Below are 18,464 nucleotides of genomic sequence, written 5' to 3'. Positions count from 1 at the left end.
TCCTCCATGGCCTCACCAGCTCTTGCTGATTTCGAAGGTAACGATCCGGCCGACGGGCGTCGTATTCGTGCTGTCATAATGTTGCCCGGCATTGGTCTGCGCGGCGCCGAGTACGAAGGGTGGATCCTGGTCGAAAAGGTTCGTCGCCGACATCGCGATCTTTAGCCCCGACGCCCAACCTCGATCCTTCCCGAACTGATACGCGACATTGGCGTCAGCGGTCGTCCAGGATCCGATCCGCGCATGCGGAATGGTGACATCGTCGACCGAGCCGTTGAGATAATTGATTGTTCCGGTTGCTCGCCAACCGCCAGCCGACCAGGAAACCCCTGCCCGCGCCTTGAAATCGGGCGCATTGTTGAGCGTACCGGCCAATGATTGGACTGCAGAAACCGGCGACGTCTGTTGAGACAGGTCGAGCCAGGTGGCATTGGCAAACAGATTGAGGCGGCTCGCCCCGACATCGACGGCTTGGCGGTAGCCGACATCTACCCCTTGAGCGATCTGTGCCGCCGCGTTGGTGTAGCGGTTCTCCACAAGCACCAGGACGCTCGCGGGGTCGTAGGCAGCCCCGGTGAGATTGTAGAACAGATCGGTCTGCGAAATATATTGAGCCTGCACGGCCGGTGACGGATCGAGCAGAAGGAACGGCGCATAGACCGGATCGGTCAACGCCCGTCCATAGCTGACCACCGGCTGGACGATCCGGTCCGTGTAATCGATATGAAAATAGGTCGCGGACAGCGACAGGGACGGAATCGATGCCGGCGTGTACTCGATCCCCGCCGTCCACGATTCCGACTTTTCGGGCTTGAGATCGGCCTTGCCGCCCCAGGTCATAAGCCCCGTTCCAGGCTGGCTCGAGCCGAAGGTCGCAGCAGGAAAAAGATAGACGAGCGATTGCAGATATTGCTGAAGAAAGGACGGCGCCTTGAAGGATGTTCCCCAGGTGGCTCTGAGCGCGAGCCCTTCGACGGGCACGTAGCGTACACCGGCCCGAAGGTTAGTCGTCTTACCGAAATCGCTGTAATCTTCGTAACGAGCAGACAGGCTCAGATCGAGATGTTCCAGCCCGGAAAAGCCGTTCGAATTGTCGACCAGCGGCGCGAGGATTTCTCCGAAAAGGTAGTCGACGCTGCGTTCTCCAGACGTCGATATCACGCCTGTCGGGAGCGAACGCTCCGCAAATTCCTCGTGGCGCGCCCCGCCCCCCACCGCCACGCGAACCTCTCGCTCGCCGAGCGAGAAAGGCGTGCCATTGACCACGAGCTCTGCATATTCGCTTTTATTCTTGTAGGCGGTGTGCGTCCCGTTGCCTTCGCTCTCGTTCTTCGTGCCTGCCGTGACACCCGTGATTTCGACCCGCCAGCCGCTCGCCACGTCCCTGCCGACAGAAAGGGCGAGCGCATGCGATCGATTATCCTGGGCATAGCGAAGGACAGGTGCCGTAGGGCTGTACCCGTTGACGGATGACGATGAACGATGCGCGTACAGCCCGTCCAACGACAGGTCGAAACCGCCAAGTGTGCCCCCCGAACTGACCACGACGGACGTACGCTTCTGCGGCCACAGGATGGTGCTCCCGCCATACATGCCGGAGGTAAAATTCCGCTGCGATGCGGTGACGCCCTCCTGGTCGCTATATTCGACATTCGCCATCGCGTGCCATCGGTCGGTCGCGTGCCCTACCAAGGCGGAATAGACCTGCTCTTCTCCCCCGCCTTGCGTGGCGCCGGCGACGCGGGCTTTGAGCATCGCCCCGTTAAAATCCTTGCGGAGCACGAAGTTGACGACGCCGGCGACGGCATCGGAACCGTAAATGGCGGACGCGCCGTCCTTGAGAATATCAACCCGCTCGAGGGCGTCCATCGGGATGCCTGAGATGTCCGAGGCCTGGAAAAACGAATCCGCCGACATCCGGTGGCCATTGAAGAGAACCAGCGTCGCGTCGGCGCCCAGACCGCGCAAATTGATCGACGACGCATTCGAGACATTCTGGTTTCGAATGACCGAGCTGGACGCCCCCATCACACCCGGATTCTGCCCACCGCCAAACGCTTCGGGAAGACTGCGCATCAGCGTTCCTACATCCGAAAAGTCGCTTCGATCGATCTCCGTTCTCGTGATCGAGCGAACCGGAATGGTCGGGTTCGTTCCTCTGATCCGGCTTCCGGTCACCATGATGTGCGCAGCGGCGGTCTGGTCCTTTTCGAAGGCCGCCGCCTGCGATCGCCCCCGAACGATCACAGTTCCGTTGTTGAAACGCGCCTCAAGGTCGGTGCCGGCCAACAGGCGATCAAGCGCCTCATGCAAACTCAGGTCACCTTTGAGTAGTGGCGCGATGATGCCGGCGACATCCGTCGGCGCAAACATGATCTCGGTGCCCGATAGCTGCCCTACATGACGCAGAGACGTGGCAAGATCCTGCGCGGGAATGTCATAATGAACCTGCGTCTGGGCCTGTGCTGCCGCCGCCGGATTGCTCAGCGCCATGACGCACGCGACGCCGACAAGCGGCATCAACTGTCTTTTCGATGGCATGGTCTTGCCTCCCCGTTCGTTTGCTGGGGAGGACGACGATCAATCTGGCCCGCTCAGTAGTGCCTGACGAAAAAAATCTGCATCACTTGCGACTGAGCAGGACTGAAGTTGGCCCCGCCTCGACCTGGAGGTCGAACAGACTCGCGAGATTGGTCGCCAGCCGGTCCGGATCGGTGACGCGAAACCGGCCCGAAATCCTGATCTGTCCGAGTGCGGGATCGGCCACCCGAAGGGGTCTTGCGGTATAGGCGTTGGCGCGATCGAGCACATAGGCGAGCGTGACGTTGTCGAATTCGCCGACCTGATCGACCCATTCGGATTCGGCCGCAGCATATTGCCGTGGCGGCGGCGCGATGACACCGCGCGCGAACGCGATCGCCTGCCCCGCGGTCAGGCGGCGCGATTCCACCTGGCGGCCGAGCGCACCATCGGCTGGCCCCGGCGCCACATCGATGACGCCTCGAAGCAACACGACATCGACGCGATCCCCCGCCCCCACCCCAACATCGAATATTGTCCCCCGCGCAATCACCGATCCGCCCCCGGCCTCGACGACGAAAGGACGCTGCCCATGCGCAACGACAAAGCGCGCTCGGCCGCGCAACAGCCGCACCGTGCGCACCGCGCGTGTGAAATCGATCGCGACCAAGCTTTGCGCATCGACTGCGACCGTGGAGCCATCGGCGAGCCCGATTGTCCTGATCGCCGCATCGAGCGTCGCGATCTGCTGGCGAACAATCGGAGAGGCCGACACTTGATCGGCGACCTCCGTCGTCCCGGATGGCGTCGCCCCATCCGGCGCATTGCCATAATAAAAGGGCACAGCAACGATCAGCGCGATTGTCGCCGCAATCGCGCCTCCCACCATCGCGAGTTGAGCGGGGCGCGAAAACCATTTCGCCTTGCGCCCATGAAGGCGCGACGCGTGCAGGATGCGGGCATTGTCGAACCGCATCGACATACGGCGATAGACCAGTGCGTGGCGCGGATCGGCCATGCGCCATGCCTCGAAATCGGCCTGAACAGCCGCGGACGGCTGGCCATCGCCAAGACGCGCAATCCACATCGCGGCTTGCTCGCGGATGGCCTCGCCGCCGCCGCCATCGCCATGGGCGTTCATGCGTCCTCGAACACCCGATCGATATGCGCAATCGCGCGCTTCATATGATGCTCAACGGTCCACAAGGTCACACCCAGCTCATTCGCGATCTCACGATAGGTCATGCCATCAAGGCGCTGAAACAGAAAAATCGTTCGCGTCCGTTCGGGAAGTTCGGCCATCGCCTGTTCGTAAAGCCGGAGCATGTCGCGCGCGACGAGCGTCTCTTCCTGCACCGCTGCTCCCTGCCCGTCCCATTCCGCCAACGGGACATGGAGCGCCTCGTGCGTTGCGCGCCATCGCGCGCGATCGACGAGGAGATTGCGCGCAATCCGCTGGAGATAGGCAGCCGGATTGGCGAGGTCGCCGAACCGGCGACTACCGGCAAGGCGAATAAATGCATCCTGCACCAGATCCGCGGCCGAGTGCGCGTCGCCCGTTCGCCGCTGGAAGAAGCGCAGCAGACGAGGCCCCTCGGCTTCGTACAATTGTTCGATGCACGTCGCACGTTCAGAAGGCGCGGTGCCATCCAATCGGAGCACATTGCGGACATCGCTCATGGACCACCGCCCCGGCGCGCGGAACGCAAGCAACAACGATTTCGGGGCATGGTGGCTCAACCATGCAAGCACGACCGATCGCCCGGGAATGCTCCGGCGATTGATCCAGCAAGGGCTGCCGCCGTTAAGGCGCGAAGGCGCCCTTGGTCCGGTCCGGCCACCTGTCCGATGCGATGGACTGGTGTGCGTGATGCCTGGCAGAGATATCTACAGCCGAAGTGCCAGCGATCGTCAGCTGCGACGTAAACATGCCCCGAGCCGGTATTCGTTGCAAGCGCCGCTAGGACGCGGCAGCTTCGAGCGCCGCCAGCCGTTCCTCGCACACCGATCTGGCGAGGTCCATCAGCACCTCGGTCCGCTCGCCAAGCCACGCAAGCTGCTCGGCGCCGATATCGAAATCCTTGATATAGCGCGCCTTCACATAGGCTTCCTGCAGCTTCTCGAAGGCGTCCACGTCGGTCGAGTTCTGGCGGGGCCACGCCGCTTGCAGTCGCGCATCGACCAGTTCGGCCTGACCGCGGAGCTTCACGAGGTCATGGATATAGGGCGTGTAGAAGGTACAAACGAGCAGGACCGTCTGGTAAAGTCGCTCGACACATTGGTGAAGTTGGATCGCTCCATTGTCATATCGCCCACGCTCCTCGCTGAAGCGATAGGTGTCGAAGAACTCGGTGGCTTTGGTAAACCACGTCTCGAAATAATCCCTTGCTGCGCTTGATGCTTCGGTAGGCGATTTCGGTCGCGGTTCCGCGAGGGGGGTCTCGTCCGCTTCGTACAAAGCAACACCATCTCGGGCGATGTCGATGAAGAAATAGCGCCCGTGTGACAGCGCATCGTTCACCTCGTCGAGGGAATGGACGATGAACTGGACCGGCGAGAGCAGCCGGTGCGTGTGCTCGAATTCGACGCGAAAGCGCTTCGCGAGGTTCGACCAATAGGCCATATAGTCGGTCAGGCGCTCATCGTTGACGATGATGAGCAAATCCCAATCGGAATTCTTGCCGACCCGCGACCCGGGTTCGTAGCTCCAGTCGCCGCGCGCGTGGCTGCCATACAGGATGACCTTGAGGATCTTGCCGGCGGTCTTCCATTCGTGACGAGCGAGGCTCAGCGCATCCTCGAACTCCTCGAAAACGAGCCGCAGGATGCGGTCGATCTCCTGCTTTTTCTGCGGCGGAAGATGGTCGAGCCCGGTTTTCATCGGCCCAGCCTAGCAGCGCGTTTCGGCAAGTGCACGACCGTCGTCTCCGCATCATCGGCGGCGCGTCGCTCAAGCGCGGCGATCCGCTCTTCACAAACCAGCCGCACGACACGGGCAAGCTCCTGCGCCTGTTCACCCAGCCAGGCCAAATGTTCGGCGCTGATGCGATAAGGTTTCGAATAGCGTGCTTTCACATAGGCGTCCTTCAGCAGATTGAAGCACGCCCTTTGCCAATGCGTGTCCTCGGGCCAAACATAGACGAAACGGCGATCGATCTTGGCGGCCTCGTTGCGCAGATGCCGGATGTTATGGACATGCGGCGTATAAAACGTGCTGACGAGCAGCGCCGTGTGATAAAGTTGCTCGACGCTTTGGTGCAGTTGGAAGGCCGCATTTTGCGGGCGCCCTTTCCCAACGTTGAATTCAAACGCGTCATAAAACTCGCCAGCGCCGGGATACCATTGGTCAAAATATTCGCGGGCCAGCGCGAGCTCACTTTCCGGCGTTTTCGGACGCGGCTTTGGTAGTGGCTTGTCGTCGTCTTCATAGAGCGCGATGCCCTCACGCGCGACGTCGGCGAAGAAGAAACGACCTTGCGCGAGCGCGTTGTGGAATTCCTGCCGGGTATGCACGATAATCCCGACAGGCACTTTCATCTGCCGCTGCTCCAGCAGGCCCATGAACGTCGCCCGCAGGCTTTCCCAGAAGTCGACATTGTCGACCACGCGCTTGTGGTTGACGACGATCAGCAGATCGTAATCCGACCGATAGGCCTTTTTGGTGTGGGGCTCGTACACCCAATCGCCGCGCGCATAGCTGCCGTAGAGAATGATTTTGTGGAGGCGACCCTTCTTCTTCCATTGCGTCGCCGCGCGCGAATGCGCCTCCTCGAAGCGGTCGAGGGTGGTGTCCGCCACCATCCGCAGCTCACGTTGGTTGCTCGCAGGAAGATGATCGAGGCCGGTCCGCATCAGGAACAGCCTAGCAACGGAACGCCGCTGATGCACCTTGAAAACATGGCAGGTTTTGGACCGGCTTGGCTGACCGCGTGCGCACCCGCAACGGTGTGAAGAACGGTCCATGCAACCGGCGGCAGGTCAGATCGCTGCGGCCCCACGCATGTTCATATTATGAACGCACATTGACATTTCATCCATTTATAAACATATGGCAGATGTCTGGAGGAGCTTACGCCATGGCCAGTGCATCGCCTGCCAAAGCAATCGATCGCAAGGATCTCACCGGCCCTGCCCTGCGGACCTTTTTCTGTATCGCAGAGGCATGGAAGCTCAAGGAGCAGGACCAGATTCGCCTGCTCGGGCTCGATAGCCGGTCCACCCTGCAAGCATGGAAGCGCGGCGCCGTTGCGGCCATTTCGAAGGATGCGCTTGAACGCATCTCCTACGTTCTCGGCATCTACAAGGGGCTCCATATCCTGGTGCCGGAGACCGCAGACCAATGGGTGCACAAACCCAACAAAGCGTCGATCTTCGCCGGCAGATCGGCGCTCGACCGGATGAGCTCGGGCAATGTTGCCGACCTCTATGTGGTGCGCCAATATATCGACGCGCAGCGCGGCTAGCGTTGGATATCCCCGTCTCTGCGGTCGATTGGCAGCCCTGCTATCGCATCGTGGCGAGCCGGTTCCCGCCGATAAATCTGTTTGAAGCGGTCGCCGATCCTGCCGATCTGGAAGCCGTCTATCAGATCGAGGCGATGACCAATGACCGCATTCGCGACGAGGTGGGTGATCTTGCGTTAGTGGCGCCCGAGGACCGGATATCGGGTCCAGGCAAATCGCCGATCATGGCCGCCTTCACCCATCTCAATCCATTGGGCGACCGCTTTACCGACGGCAGCTATGGCGCCTTTTATGCGAGCCGGACGATCGAGACGGCGATTGCGGAGACCGTCCACCATCGTATCAGCTTTCTGGCAGCGACCGACGAGCCGGCGCAGGAACTCGACATGCGGGTCTATGCCGTCGATCTCAACGCCGATTGTCATGACATTCGGAGCATGCGGGAAAGCCATCCCGGTTATTATCATCCCACAAACTATGCGATATCGCAGGAACTGGCGCGCAAGCTGCGCGAAACCGGTTCTGGCGGAATTGTCTATCGAAGCGTGCGTGACGAAACCGGTGAATGCGCGGCGGTGTTTCGACCTCGGCTCTTATCGAATTGCCGGCAGGAACGGCACCTCTGCTATGTCTGGGATGGCCACACGATCGCGACGATCTATGAAAAGAAACGCTTCGGCTGATCCCTGCCGCTGATTGCCGATCGGCGGATTGATGGATTCCCCGCTCACCCATTCACGATTATTCCTCCGTTGGGGTGGAGAACTTGTCCGGACATGTAGGAACTGTCCTCGCAGGCTAGAAACAGGAATGAAGGGGCCACCTCATTTGGCTGTCCGGCACGGCCCATGGGTGTGCTCTCGCCAAAATGGGCGAGCTTGTCCGGGCTGGCCCCGCCGCAGGGGTTGAGCGGCGTCCAGATGGGACCGGGCGCGACGGCATTCACGCGGATGCCATCGCCGATAAGATTTTCCGAGAGCGACCGGGTAAAGGCGGTGATGGCGCCTTTGGTCGAACTGTAATCGAGCAGTTCCTTGCTGCCCTGATACATGGTCACGCTGGTGCAATTGATGATCGCAGCGCCGCTCTTCAAATGCGGTCGCACCGCCTGAGTGAGAAAGAACATACCAAAAAAGTTGGTTTGAAAGGTACGGCGCAGCTGCTCCTCGGTGATATCGGTGATGTCCTTGTCGGGATGCTGCTCGCCGGCATTGTTAACCAATATGTCGATTCTTCCAAATGCGTTGAACGTTTCTGATGCGATCCGGTCGGCGGTTTTCTTGTCGCCGACGTCTCCGCGAATTGTGATCGCTTTACGTCCTTCAGCCTCGACGATCTTTTTGGTTTCGGCGGCGTCATCGTCTTCCAGCAGATAGGCGATCGCAATATCGGCGCCTTCACGTGCATAAAGCGCGGCAACCGCGCGTCCAATGCCGCTATCTGCGCCGGAAATGATAGCAACCTTTCCGGCGAGACGATCCGAACCCTGGTAACGAGGCTGCCATTCGGGTTTTGGCTCGAGCTTGCTTTCATGTCCCGGCAGGGAATCCTCGTTGATCATCGGGGTGGTTTCAGTCATCGCGCCTCTCCTTCGGGTTGGGACGGCGAGCCTCGGGCTGGGTTACCGGGCGCGGCGGCTGCCCCGGCCGGTCTGGCGGACAGACCATCTCATTTTCCACTTCGCGGTTCTTCGGCCTCTTGGATGGATTGCGCATCCTCGTATCTCCTGTCGGTCGTGGGGAAACGTGCCGACGGACAAAATCGTTGCGAATCTTGATCGCCTTGACGCGGGTGCGAGGTCGGTGGCCTTGTTCACGGCTGATCAGCTTTGCGGGGCGCTCTGACGCTCCAACCGCGATCCCCTTGGAAAACCATGGTGGCCGGTGCGTTCGACCAGAACGATAATAGCGAAGGAGACATGCCATGGCGCAGACCGATATCGCCACCGACGAAACCAGCCGCCTCATCGCCTCGAACAAGGTGGAAGGCACCCACGTATATAACAGCGAAGGGGAGAAACTGGGCACGATTTACAACTTCATGGTCGACAAGCAATCGGGCGGGGTAGAATATGCCGTTCTACAGTTCGGCGGCCTGTTTGGTCTCGGGAGCGACTATTATCCGCTTCCCTGGGACTTCCTTGTCTACAACACCGACCGGGGCGGCTATGTCGTCAACCTCGACAAGGCCGTGCTCGAGAAGGCACCGCGCTATGCGAGCGGCAGCGAACCTGCCTTTGATCGTGATTATGGCCGACAGGTTTATGACTATTACGGGGTCGATTACCCGTACTGACTTCGGCCGGGTGCGGCCGGCCATCGATCCGGCCGCACCCGGCCCTCCACAATGATGACCCCTATTTCCTGTTTGTTTGCCGAACTGACCATCGCAGGCAGGATGATGCCGGGGCCGCGTCCCGTTTACCGGAAGCGAGCGGAGCGCCCATCGGCTTCGTGGCCCTCCACCGCTTGCGAGACAAGTCAGCGGGCTTTCCGCCACCGTTCGCAAAAAGTTTTCCTTTTACCGATAAAACAGACCGCATGGACGCAAACCCGCCCGGCAGAGCTGCAAGCAGGGCACGCTTTCTTCCTATTTGCTGGCGGCCTCCCTTCAATTGTGGATAGTGGCGTGAACCGCGTCGCGATGGGTGCATGGCGGTCGATCGAGAACGGATGCATGGAAATCGACGACGAAGGGTTTCGCAGCGGTGAGGAACATCCCCGGCGCACGGCGGCACCTGACAATATGCGAGAGCGCGTCGATGCCTTCGACTGGACCACGACGCCGCTGGGACCTCGCGCGAACTGGCCATCCGAATTGAAGATCGCGGTTCGGCAGATGCTCGATTCGAGTTTTCCCAAAGCGGTAGTGTGGGGAAAGAATCTAACGACAATCCACAATGATGCCTTCCTTTCCATTCTGGGAGCCAAGCCAGATGCTCTGGGGCGCTCCTTCGCGGACATATGGTCGGAAGTATGGGAAACGATCGGCCCGATGGTGGAACGCGCCTACGCCGGCATTCCAACCTATATCGAGGATTTCCCGCTCACCATTGAGCGCTCCGGCCCGGAAGAGCGGGCCTGGTTCACTTTCTGCTACAGCCCGCTTCGCATGGCTGATGGCAGCGTTACCGGGATGCTCGATACCGTGGTCGAAACCACAGGAAAAATGCGCGCGCAAGCCGAGCTAGCGCTCGTAAATGCCGAGTTGGGTCATCGCCTCAAAAACACTCTCACGCTCGTTCAGGCGATTGCGGGACAAACATTGCGCGGCGCTGCCGAACCAGAAGCGATGGAAGCATTTTCCAGCCGTCTCGCCGCGCTTGCCCAGGCTCATGACATTCTGTTGCGTCAAAACTGGTCAGCAGCATCCTTTTATCAGATCGTCGTCGCATCGATCGAACCGCACGACGCATTGGGGCAGGTGGCATTCGATGGTCCTGATCTGCATATCGGTTCTCGCGCGGCGGTGACTTTGTCGCTCATGCTGAACGAACTCGCCACCAACGCGATCAAATATGGTGCTCTTTCCAGGCCAACAGGAAAAGTGGCGCTGTTCTGGAAGATCGACGCAGGCGAACTGCATCTTTGTTGGCATGAAACAGGCGGGCCAAAAGTATCGGAGCCAATTCGGGTGGGCTTCGGATCGCGCTTGATCGACATGGGACTGGGCGGGACCAGCACGGTGGAACGGCGGTATGAAGCCGAGGGCCTCAAGTTCGATGTCCGCGTTCCGTGGGAGGAACTCGCCAACTGAGCGTAGAACAGCCTTTTTTGGCTGCATATCATCGGCGGACGTTGCCATTGCAAATTTCAGAATTCCGGCAGCGCCTGTGCCGCGAAGCCCCAGCCTGACAGGCTCTTGTCCTTCGCACGGGCAAGAAGCTCGCGCGCATCCCCGATAGAAAAGGGATGCGCGTTTTTCGTCGTCTTCAGCTCTTCCCAAGCAATCGGCACCGCGACCGGTGCACTCTCGCGGGCGCGGGCCGAATAGGCCACGATCGCCGTCGCACCGCGCTGGTTTCGAAGCCAGTCAATGAAAATCTTCCCCTTCCGCCTGGCTTTGCTCATCGTCGCCGTGAAGCGATCCGGTTCCGCCAGTGCGAGGGCTTCGGCAAAGCGGCGGGCAAAATCCTTGTGCGTGTCCCAATCATGATCCGGATCAAGCGGAACAACCACATGTACGCCCTTGCCGCCCGACAGCATCGCAAAGCTGACCAAGCCCAATTCCTCAAGCCGATCGCGAATGTCCTCTGACGCCTTCACCACCGCGTCGAAATCGAGGCTCTCGTCGGGGTCGAGATCGAAGATCATGCGGTCGGGCGCTTCCACATCGCCCGTCCGCGCAGCCCAGCCGTGAAACTCGATAGCGCCCATCTGCACGCAGGCGAGGAGGCCGCGGGAGTCCTCGATATAGAGATAATCCTCCGTACCGCCGTCCTTTTCCTTGATCGGCACGTGGAGCACCCGGTCGCCGAACCCGCCGCTATCATGCTTCTGAAAGAAGCAATGTTTTGCACGGCCTTGCGGACAGCGCACCAGACTGACCGGACGGCGCGCGGCGAAGGGCAGCATCAAGGGGGCAATGGCAGCGTAATAGTCGGCAAGATCGCCCTTGGTCTGCCCGGTATCGGGAAAGATCACACGGTTTGGGTTCGAGATTTTTACGCCGCTGTCCGTTTTTGGGGCCTTCTGCATCTTCTCGGGCTGCACCTCCTCGGCCCTCTTGTCGCCCCGCAGACCCAGAAAGCTGGCGTGGCGTACCCGGCCCTCCGCAGTATATTCGGCAAAGGCCACTTCCGCGACCAGCCTGGGCGTCAGCCAGACAACGCCTCGCGCCTCGGGACGGTCTACCTTTACAGGTGCGGTCTTGCGGGCGAGCTGTGCGAAGTCGGCGGCAAGCTCGTCCATCATGTCCGCATCAAATCCCGTTCCGACCTTGCCCTTGTAGACAAGCGCATCGCCGTCACGCTGTGCGAGGAGCAGCGAACGGAAGGGACGTCCCCTGGCGCTGGACGGACTGTATCCCACCAATATGAACTCTTCGCGCCGCGTGCATTTTACCTTCACCCAGGCTCGCCCGCGCCGTCCGGAATAGGGTGCTTCGATCCGCTTCGAGATGATTCCTTCCTGCCCGGCGCCGCACATCGCGACAAAGAGCTTCTCGCCTGCGCCGATCACATGGTCGGCGACGAAAACCGGGCTTTGCGTCTCCGCCAGCAACGCCTCCAGCCGTTCCTTGCGTTCGATATTGGCAAGCGGCGCAAGATCGGCGCCGTCCAGATCGAGCAGGTCGAAGGCGTGGAAGAACAGGCGATCCTTGGCGCCTTGCGCGCCATGCCCGCGCTTCAAGATGGCCTGGAGGGCGGAAAAATCGGGATTGCCATCCTTCCCGTTCGCCACGATTTCTCCGTCGATCAGGCAGGGCGGCAGATCGAGCGCCGCGATCGCCTCCACCAGCGGACCGAACTTGCCCGTCCAGTCCTTCCCGCTGCGCGTATAGACCACGACCTTTTCGCCCGCCGCCGCGATCAGCGCGCGATATCCATCGAACTTGACTTCATGCATCCAATCATTGCCCGTGGGCACGGCACCCACCAGAGTCGCCAGTTGCGGATTGCGAAACTTGGGCAGCTTGGCCGGCGCCTTGCGCTTGGCCTGTTTGACGGATTTCTGCGCATTACGCCGCGCCGCCTTGTCCATCTCGGCGGCGAAGGCCTTGCCCTTCTTGCCGGCAAGGGCATGGACGCCAGCTTTGTCGGATGCGATCTCGGCCATGGAACGGCCGGTCAGCACGCTTTTCAAGCCCTCACGGATCAACGCGTCGTCCGGTGCGATATGTTTGTCCTCCACCTTGCGTAGCAACCAGTTCTCCCGCTTCTCGCCCGTGCGCGGTTTCATGCGGACGAGCAGCCATTCACCCTTCATCCGCTCGCCATCGAGCGTGAAATGGAGATGACCCTCCTCCAGATCCCTGGCGCTCTTGCCGGGGATCGGGGTCCAGGTGCCCTTGTCCCACAGCATTACCGTGCCGCCACCATATTCCCCCTTGGGGATCGTCCCCTCGAACTCGGCGTAAGAAAGGGGATGATCTTCGGTGCGCACCGCCAGCCGCTTGATCCCGGGATCGGCGGACGGCCCCTTGGTCACCGCCCAGCTTTTTAGCACGCCATCCATTTCCAACCGGAAATCCCAGTGGAGATGGCTCGCATCATGTTTCTGAACGATGAAACGATGCGTGTCCGCACCTTTCGCACGCCTGCCCGTCGGTTCGCTGGTCTTCCTGAAATTCCGCTTCGCATTGTAGGCGGACAGCGGATCGGATCTCATCATGGCTCAGGCCCGTTTGCGCCGTGGAGAGGCCGCCTTGGCGGGAGTCTTCCGGGCGGGGGATTTGCTGACCGGGGCATTCTTCTCGCCCACGGATTTCTTCAGCGCGGCCATCAGGTCGATCACGTTGGCCCCGTGAGAGCCGGTCTGCTCGTCCGCTTCCTTGATGATCGTCCTGTTCTTGCCTTTGCTCTTCGTCTTGCGGTCGATCAGCTTCCTGACGGCATCGATGTAATTGTCGTGAAACTTCTTCGCCTCGAAGGGCGCGCTCTTTTTCTCGATCAGCGTCGCTGCGAGATCGAGCAGTTCGGGACTCGGCTTGTCATTGCCGATGTCGGAGAAATAGCTGCGCGCTTGACGAACTTCGTCGGCATAGCGCAGCGTCTCGAGAATGATCCCCTTGCCGCAGGGTTTCAACGAGACCAATTGCTCCCGTCCGCGCACCGACAGCTGACCCAGCGCCACTTTCTTCGAATGGACCAGCGCCTCGCGCAGGACGATATAGGCTTCTTCCGCCAGATCGTCCGCCGGGACGACATAATAGGGTTTCTCGAAATAAAAGACGTCGATTTCATGCTGGTCGACGAACTGGACAAGTTCCAGCGTCTTCTTGCTCTCGACTTTCAGCGCCTCGATTTCCTCGTCCTTGAGCAGAACGAAGTGGCCCTTTTCGGTCTCGTAGCCCTTGACGATCTCGTCGCGATCGACCGGGCCGACGCCCTGCACGATTTTTTCGTAGTTAATCGGCTTGCCCGTAGGTTCGTGGATCTGCCGGAAGCTGATTGTCGCACCAGATTTCGTCGCTGGATATATCTCCACCGGGATCGAGACGAGCGCAAGCCTGATCTGTCCCTGCCAATAGGCGCGTGCAACCATTGCCTAAATCTCCTTGACGAAGGTAAAGCGCACAGGCAGCCGGTTGTTTCCCGCCGTCGCCACGAAACCCTGTCCGACTCCGCGCGTAATAGCCTGGTCAGATCAGGACAGGTGACAAGGTGGCGCCGAGCAGACTTCGTTATGTGCGTGACGACCGGCCCGGAATCACGCGACGGCACATTCGCCATGGCTGGGCCTATTTCGATTGCCACGGCGATCGGATCACCGACCGCGATGAAATCGACCGGCTGAATGCCATTGCCTTCCCGCCCGCCTATGAGCGCGTCTGGTTCTGTCCGCAGCCCAACGGTCATCTGCTGGCCACCGGCTATGATGCGCGGGGTCGTAAGCAATATCGCTATCACCCGGCGTTTCGCCGCACCCGAGAATGCGTAAAATATGATAGCCTGGCGGGCTTCGGCCGCGCGCTGCCCGATCTGCGAAAAGCGGTTCAGGCCGATCTCGCCGCTCGACGGCTGAGCAAGGAACGCGCCATCGCCTGCGTGATCCGTCTGCTGGACAGGGAAGGCATCCGTGTCGGCAACGAACATTATGCCCATGCCAATCGGAGCTTCGGCGCCACCACGCTGCGCCGCCACCACGCAAATCTTTACGGAAATAGCCTGAAACTGAAGTTCAAGGGGAAGAGCGGCCGCCAGAAGGAGCTGGAAATCGACGATCGGCAATTGATCCGCTTTGCACGCTCGATGCAGGATCTGCCCGGCCAGCACCTGTTTCAGTTCGTGGACAAAGAGGGGGCAACGCATCCGGTCGATTCAGGGGACGTGAACGACTATATCCACGATGCGATGGGCGGGGATTTTACCGCCAAACATTTCCGCACCTGGGCTGCGACGCTGACCGCCTTCGAGGCGCTGTTGGAAAGCGACCGGCATCTCTCCGCCAAGGACTTGAGCGTCATCGTAGCCGAACGGCTGGGCAATACGCCAGCCGTCGCTCGCAAATCCTACATCCATCCTGCTCTGCTAACTTTCTGCGACGATAGCGAGGCCCAGGAAACGCTGCGGCAAACCTCCGGTCTGCCGCGCCGTACGAAATGGTTGAGCCGGGAGGAACGGGCACTGATCGCGTTGCTTGATCAGGTCGGCTCCAGCGACGTACTGCTGGCGGCCTGAGATCGGCGCCGTGTTCCAGCGAGAAGTGACATGCACAGGAGGAGAAGGGTTCATGAAGCGCTATGCCGATGGGTGGATCCCAACGATTTTTCTGGTCGAAGGCCATGCCAAACCGCACGGCCATGGATATCCCGGCCATGAATAAGCTCTTTACGAAAATCGCCGGCCGGGTTGCGTTTCTCGCCGGCAAGCCCGCCACATTCATGCTGGCGGCGGTGCTGGTGTTGATATGGGCGGCAACCGGACCGATCTTCGCTTTTTCTGAGGTCTGGCAACTCGTCATCAACACCGGCACGACCATCATCACCTTCCTGATGATCTTCCTGGTCCAGAACACGCAGAATCGGGACGCCGCCGCCCTGCAGGCCAAGCTTGACGAACTGCTGCGCGCGGTCGCCGAAGCGCGCGGGGAGTTCATCGGCATAGAGCACCTGACGGACACCGAGATCGAGGCGATCCGGCTGCGGCTGGAAAAGGACCAGGCGGCCGAAATAGAAAAATCGCCGCCACATATCGCCGTCGGGCGGTTGCTCGATCGCCGATAAGAGGCGTACGCATGCGTCCGCCCATCGACCGGCGTGCCGCCTATTTCGACATCCAGGCGCGGGTCGAGAGTCTGAGCTTTGCCATCCGGAAACAGCCAGCGGCATGACCGCGCGCGGCAAAAGTGAAGCGCGATGCTTTAAAGCCTCGGCGCGCTTTACGCGGCGCTGTCGCGCGAGGACGTGCCGCCCTCGCCCGATTTCTCCGATCATATCGTTCCGGGCGAGGGCGCTCCCGATGCGCCGCTGATGCTGGTGGGCGAGCAGCCGGGCGACCAAGAGGATCAACTGCGACGGCCCTTCGTCGGACCCGCGGGGCAAGTGCTCGATCGCTGTCTGGCTGAGGCGGGTATCGACCGCGAACGCGTCTTTCTCACCAATGCGGTGAAGCGGTTCAAGTTCACGCCGCGCGGCAAGCGCCGCCTGCACAGCAAACCCAATGCCGGCGACATCCGCCATTATCGCTGATGGCTGGCCAAGGAGGTGCAACTGGTCGATCCAACCGTGGTCGTGGCGCTCGGCACGACGGCCCTCCAGGCGCTGAGCGGCAAACGGCAGGCGGTGAAGCCGCTACGCGGTACATTGCGTACCTGGGAAGGCGGATGTCTGCTTGTCACCGTCCACCCCAGCTTTCTGCTGCGCCTGCCCGACGCGCGGGCGCGCACGATCGAGCGGAAGAATTTCATCGAAGACCTGCGGCGAGCCGCAACCGTTACGCCAGTCCACAAGCCGTGAGGATGGAACGGGCGCTACGTCCGGGGCGCGGCGGCAGCACGGCGAAACCGGCTCTCGCGAGCGCATCCTGCATATCAGCCCGTCAGGCGAGTAGCAGTTTCCCGGCAATATTTATCGCAACACGATGCAACCTCGTCAATCGACCAGGGTTTATCGCTGACGAGGGGTGGGCGACGACAACAGAGAGATGAGCATGATCCGTCCAATCCTCGTCGGCGTTCTTCGTGGCAAACGCGTGCTGCGCCACGCGCTGCGACGCGGCGGCGATCGATGAGGAAACGCTCTTTCCCCGCTCCCTCGATCGCGCAAATCGCCGGCTCCCCGGCGCGGCGCTATTATACCGGCGGCCACCTCGATCGCACTCGGGCGGTCGCCGATTTGCGCGCGCGTACGCACAAACTGATACCGCGCTTCGCGCTCGAATATCTCGAAGGCGGCGCCGGCGAAGAGGCCACATTGCATCGCGAGCGCGAGGCCTTCGCCGAGTGGCGTTACCTGCCGCGCACGCTGACCGATGAATCGCATCGCGATCTGACGCGCGCGCTGCTCGGACGCGAGGCAGCGATGCCGCTGGCGATCGCACCGACCGGGCTCAACGGCGTTTTCATGCGCCACGCCGATACCGCGCTCGCGCAGGGTGCGGCGCGATTCGGTGTGCCCTTCATCCAAAGCACGATGTCAAACGATCGCATGGAGGATGTGGCGAAGGTCGATCGCCTGCGGCACTGGTGGCAGCTCTACGTGTTCGGCGGCGAGGAAATCTGGCAGGAATTGCTGCGCCGCGCCGACGCCTGCGGCTGCGAGGCGCTGGTGCTGACCACCAACTCGCAGATTTTCGGCGATCGTGAATGGGATGATCGCAACCGGGTGGGCGGCGCGTGGCCGACCTTCGGCGCGTTGGTGGACGCCGCGCTTCATCCGCGCTGGCTCGCCTCGACGATGGCGCACGGCATGCCCGAATTCGCCAACGTGATGGATTTCGTGCCGAATGACCGGCGCAGCTTCTTCGATAGCGCCAACTGGATTCGCGATCAGATGCCGCGCACATTGTCATGGGATGACGTCGCCAGAATCCGCGCGCGCTGGTCGAAGCCGTTCTTCGTCAAGGGCATCCTCAATCTCGACGACGTGCGTCGCGCGATCGACAGCGGCGTCGACGGCATCATGCTTGGCAGTCATGGCGGGCGGCAGATGGACTGGGCGATCTCGGCGCTCGATGTCCTGCCCGAAGCTCGCGAAATCGTCGGTAACAGGATCGCGCTCTATATGTCGGGCGGCATCCGGCACGGCACCGACATGCTCAAGGCGCTGGCGCTTGGCGCCGACGCGGTACTCGCCGGTCGCGCCGCGCTCTACGGCCTGTGCGCGGGCGGCGCGGACGGGGTGCATCGCGCGCTTGAGCTGTTGCACGATCAGGCAATGAACGAGCTTGGCCAACTCGGCGTGCCGTCGCTCGACGCGCTCGACGCGTCTTTGATGCGTCGCATGCATGGCATGCCGATGCCGCAGGTCTGACCGGCGTCAGGCGGGATAGGCCATAGTCGACAGCAGGGCGATCTCCGCCGCGCGTGAATCGAGCCGTGTGTGCTGGACGACGATTGGCGCGTCGGCGGTGATGACGCTGGCGTATCGGTGGCCAACGGTACCGTTCGGGATCGTCGACTTCGTTGAAGCGCAGATGCAGCGTGCGGCGCGCGCCGAGAGCCACTTTGTATGGACCGACGGGTTCGCGGTCGGTGAAAAACAGCACGATCTCAACATGTGCATAGGCGTCGCCGGTATTCAGCGGGCACGTCGCCTCGTGGCTGAGTAGCGGGCGACCCGGGTTGACCATGCTCTGTTCGGGGCTGAATCCCTCGGGGA

Annotated in this window: 16 protein-coding genes and 2 pseudogenes; 8 read left to right on the top strand and 10 right to left on the bottom strand. The window is 61.1% G+C overall.

The features are described from left to right. Window positions 1-12: 12 nt before the first annotated feature. From NFE57_RS15620 to NFE57_RS15600, 5 genes are all read right to left on the bottom strand, one after another. On the bottom strand, window positions 13-2,520 hold the full coding sequence (locus NFE57_RS15620) for a TonB-dependent receptor (protein WP_252136523.1): 2,508 nt from the start codon (window positions 2,518-2,520) through the stop codon (window positions 13-15). A gap of 103 nt (window positions 2,521-2,623) precedes the next feature. Next, window positions 2,624-3,661, bottom strand: coding sequence for a FecR family protein (locus tag NFE57_RS15615; RefSeq protein WP_252136522.1), 1,038 nt, complete (start codon window positions 3,659-3,661; stop codon window positions 2,624-2,626). Continuing rightward, window positions 3,658-4,200, bottom strand: a complete 543-nt coding sequence (locus NFE57_RS15610) for an RNA polymerase sigma factor (protein WP_252136521.1) — start codon at window positions 4,198-4,200, stop codon at window positions 3,658-3,660. Before NFE57_RS15610 ends, NFE57_RS15615 begins: the two co-directional genes overlap by 4 nt. Before the next feature lie 280 nt (window positions 4,201-4,480). Further along, window positions 4,481-5,401, bottom strand: a complete 921-nt coding sequence (locus tag NFE57_RS15605) for a HEPN domain-containing protein (protein WP_252136520.1) — start codon at window positions 5,399-5,401, stop codon at window positions 4,481-4,483. Next, window positions 5,398-6,372: a nucleotidyltransferase and HEPN domain-containing protein gene (locus NFE57_RS15600; RefSeq protein WP_252136519.1), complete on the bottom strand. Its 975-nt coding sequence runs from the start codon at window positions 6,370-6,372 to the stop codon at window positions 5,398-5,400. The genes NFE57_RS15605 and NFE57_RS15600 overlap by 4 nt, the downstream gene beginning before the upstream one ends. Before the next feature lie 224 nt (window positions 6,373-6,596). Here NFE57_RS15600 and NFE57_RS15595 point away from each other — a divergent pair, with 224 nt between their 5' ends. Beyond that, a complete protein-coding gene (locus NFE57_RS15595) occupies window positions 6,597-6,983 on the top strand; it encodes an MbcA/ParS/Xre antitoxin family protein (protein ID WP_252136518.1) in 387 nt (128 codons plus the stop codon). 2 nt (window positions 6,984-6,985) lie between these two features. Further along, window positions 6,986-7,666 (top strand): RES family NAD+ phosphorylase, encoded by a 681-nt coding sequence (locus tag NFE57_RS15590; protein ID WP_252136517.1) that lies wholly within the window; start codon window positions 6,986-6,988, stop codon window positions 7,664-7,666. A gap of 44 nt (window positions 7,667-7,710) precedes the next feature. Here NFE57_RS15590 and NFE57_RS15585 read toward each other — a convergent pair whose 3' ends face one another. Then, on the bottom strand, window positions 7,711-8,562 hold the full coding sequence (locus NFE57_RS15585; RefSeq protein ID WP_252136516.1) for an SDR family oxidoreductase: 852 nt from the start codon (window positions 8,560-8,562) through the stop codon (window positions 7,711-7,713). Window positions 8,563-8,906: 344 nt separating this feature from the next. Here NFE57_RS15585 and NFE57_RS15580 point away from each other — a divergent pair, with 344 nt between their 5' ends. Together NFE57_RS15580 and NFE57_RS16820 are read left to right on the top strand one after the other, a co-directional pair. Then, entirely contained in the window at window positions 8,907-9,278 is a 372-nt protein-coding gene (locus NFE57_RS15580; protein ID WP_252136515.1) for a PRC-barrel domain-containing protein, read from the top strand. A gap of 333 nt (window positions 9,279-9,611) precedes the next feature. Next, window positions 9,612-10,739, top strand: coding sequence for a sensor histidine kinase (locus tag NFE57_RS16820; protein ID WP_252136514.1), 1,128 nt, complete (start codon window positions 9,612-9,614; stop codon window positions 10,737-10,739). A 56-nt stretch (window positions 10,740-10,795) separates the two neighbouring features. Here the strand turns inward: NFE57_RS16820 and ligD are convergent, their stop codons facing one another. Further along, window positions 10,796-13,315, bottom strand: a complete 2,520-nt coding sequence (gene ligD, locus NFE57_RS15570; RefSeq protein ID WP_252136513.1) for a DNA ligase D — start codon at window positions 13,313-13,315, stop codon at window positions 10,796-10,798. 3 nt (window positions 13,316-13,318) lie between these two features. After that, window positions 13,319-14,188: a non-homologous end joining protein Ku gene (gene ku, locus NFE57_RS15565; RefSeq protein WP_252136512.1), complete on the bottom strand. Its 870-nt coding sequence runs from the start codon at window positions 14,186-14,188 to the stop codon at window positions 13,319-13,321. Window positions 14,189-14,307: 119 nt separating this feature from the next. On the opposite strand from ku, the gene NFE57_RS15560 reads away from it, so the two are divergent. From NFE57_RS15560 to NFE57_RS15545, 4 genes and pseudogenes are all read left to right on the top strand, one after another. Further along, the gene (locus NFE57_RS15560) at window positions 14,308-15,324 is read left to right on the top strand and encodes a DNA topoisomerase IB (RefSeq protein WP_382280818.1); all 1,017 of its coding nucleotides are present in this window, start codon (window positions 14,308-14,310) and stop codon (window positions 15,322-15,324) included. Between the two features lie 137 nt (window positions 15,325-15,461). Next, window positions 15,462-15,869: a low affinity iron permease family protein gene (locus tag NFE57_RS15555; protein WP_252136534.1), complete on the top strand. Its 408-nt coding sequence runs from the start codon at window positions 15,462-15,464 to the stop codon at window positions 15,867-15,869. Window positions 15,870-16,049: 180 nt separating this feature from the next. After that, window positions 16,050-16,601: pseudogene (locus NFE57_RS15550) on the top strand (UdgX family uracil-DNA binding protein). Window positions 16,602-16,871: 270 nt separating this feature from the next. Further along, window positions 16,872-18,116, top strand: a complete 1,245-nt coding sequence (locus NFE57_RS15545; RefSeq protein ID WP_252136510.1) for an alpha-hydroxy acid oxidase — start codon at window positions 16,872-16,874, stop codon at window positions 18,114-18,116. 6 nt (window positions 18,117-18,122) lie between these two features. On the opposite strand, the gene NFE57_RS16815 is transcribed toward NFE57_RS15545, so the two are convergent. Further along, the gene (locus NFE57_RS16815) at window positions 18,123-18,362 is read right to left on the bottom strand and encodes a sensory rhodopsin transducer (protein WP_353653950.1); all 240 of its coding nucleotides are present in this window, start codon (window positions 18,360-18,362) and stop codon (window positions 18,123-18,125) included. After that, window positions 18,307-18,435 (bottom strand): annotated as a pseudogene (locus NFE57_RS16810) (sensory rhodopsin transducer); the annotation flags it as partial. The pseudogene NFE57_RS16810 and the gene NFE57_RS16815, both read right to left, overlap by 56 nt. Window positions 18,436-18,464 lie beyond the last annotated feature (29 nt).

The sequence above is a fragment of the Hephaestia sp. MAHUQ-44 genome (assembly GCF_023806085.1).
Taxonomy (GTDB): Bacteria; Pseudomonadota; Alphaproteobacteria; order Sphingomonadales; family Sphingomonadaceae; genus Sphingomonas.
Note: the sequence above shows the minus strand (reverse complement) of the source record. Positions and strands in the feature narration are given on the sequence as shown.

What these genes read in the sequence shown, in the direction of transcription:
- NFE57_RS15620 (WP_252136523.1), bottom strand. Translation starts at nt 2,520, where the DNA reads ATGCCGCTTGTCGGCGTCGCGTGCGTCATGGCGCTGAGCAATCCGGCG.
- NFE57_RS15545 (WP_252136510.1), top strand. Translation starts at nt 16,872, where the DNA reads ATGAGGAAACGCTCTTTCCCCGCTCCCTCGATCGCGCAAATCGCCGGC.
- NFE57_RS16815 (WP_353653950.1), bottom strand. Translation starts at nt 18,362, where the DNA reads ATGTTGAGATCGTGCTGTTTTTCACCGACCGCGAACCCGTCGGTCCAT.
- NFE57_RS15585 (WP_252136516.1), bottom strand. Translation starts at nt 8,562, where the DNA reads ATGACTGAAACCACCCCGATGATCAACGAGGATTCCCTGCCGGGACAT.
- NFE57_RS15555 (WP_252136534.1), top strand. Translation starts at nt 15,462, where the DNA reads ATGAATAAGCTCTTTACGAAAATCGCCGGCCGGGTTGCGTTTCTCGCC.
- ku (WP_252136512.1), bottom strand. Translation starts at nt 14,188, where the DNA reads ATGGTTGCACGCGCCTATTGGCAGGGACAGATCAGGCTTGCGCTCGTC.
- ligD (WP_252136513.1), bottom strand. Translation starts at nt 13,315, where the DNA reads ATGATGAGATCCGATCCGCTGTCCGCCTACAATGCGAAGCGGAATTTC.
- NFE57_RS15600 (WP_252136519.1), bottom strand. Translation starts at nt 6,372, where the DNA reads ATGCGGACCGGCCTCGATCATCTTCCTGCGAGCAACCAACGTGAGCTG.
- NFE57_RS15605 (WP_252136520.1), bottom strand. Translation starts at nt 5,401, where the DNA reads ATGAAAACCGGGCTCGACCATCTTCCGCCGCAGAAAAAGCAGGAGATC.
- NFE57_RS15615 (WP_252136522.1), bottom strand. Translation starts at nt 3,661, where the DNA reads ATGAACGCCCATGGCGATGGCGGCGGCGGCGAGGCCATCCGCGAGCAA.
- NFE57_RS15580 (WP_252136515.1), top strand. Translation starts at nt 8,907, where the DNA reads ATGGCGCAGACCGATATCGCCACCGACGAAACCAGCCGCCTCATCGCC.
- NFE57_RS15610 (WP_252136521.1), bottom strand. Translation starts at nt 4,200, where the DNA reads ATGAGCGATGTCCGCAATGTGCTCCGATTGGATGGCACCGCGCCTTCT.
- NFE57_RS15595 (WP_252136518.1), top strand. Translation starts at nt 6,597, where the DNA reads ATGGCCAGTGCATCGCCTGCCAAAGCAATCGATCGCAAGGATCTCACC.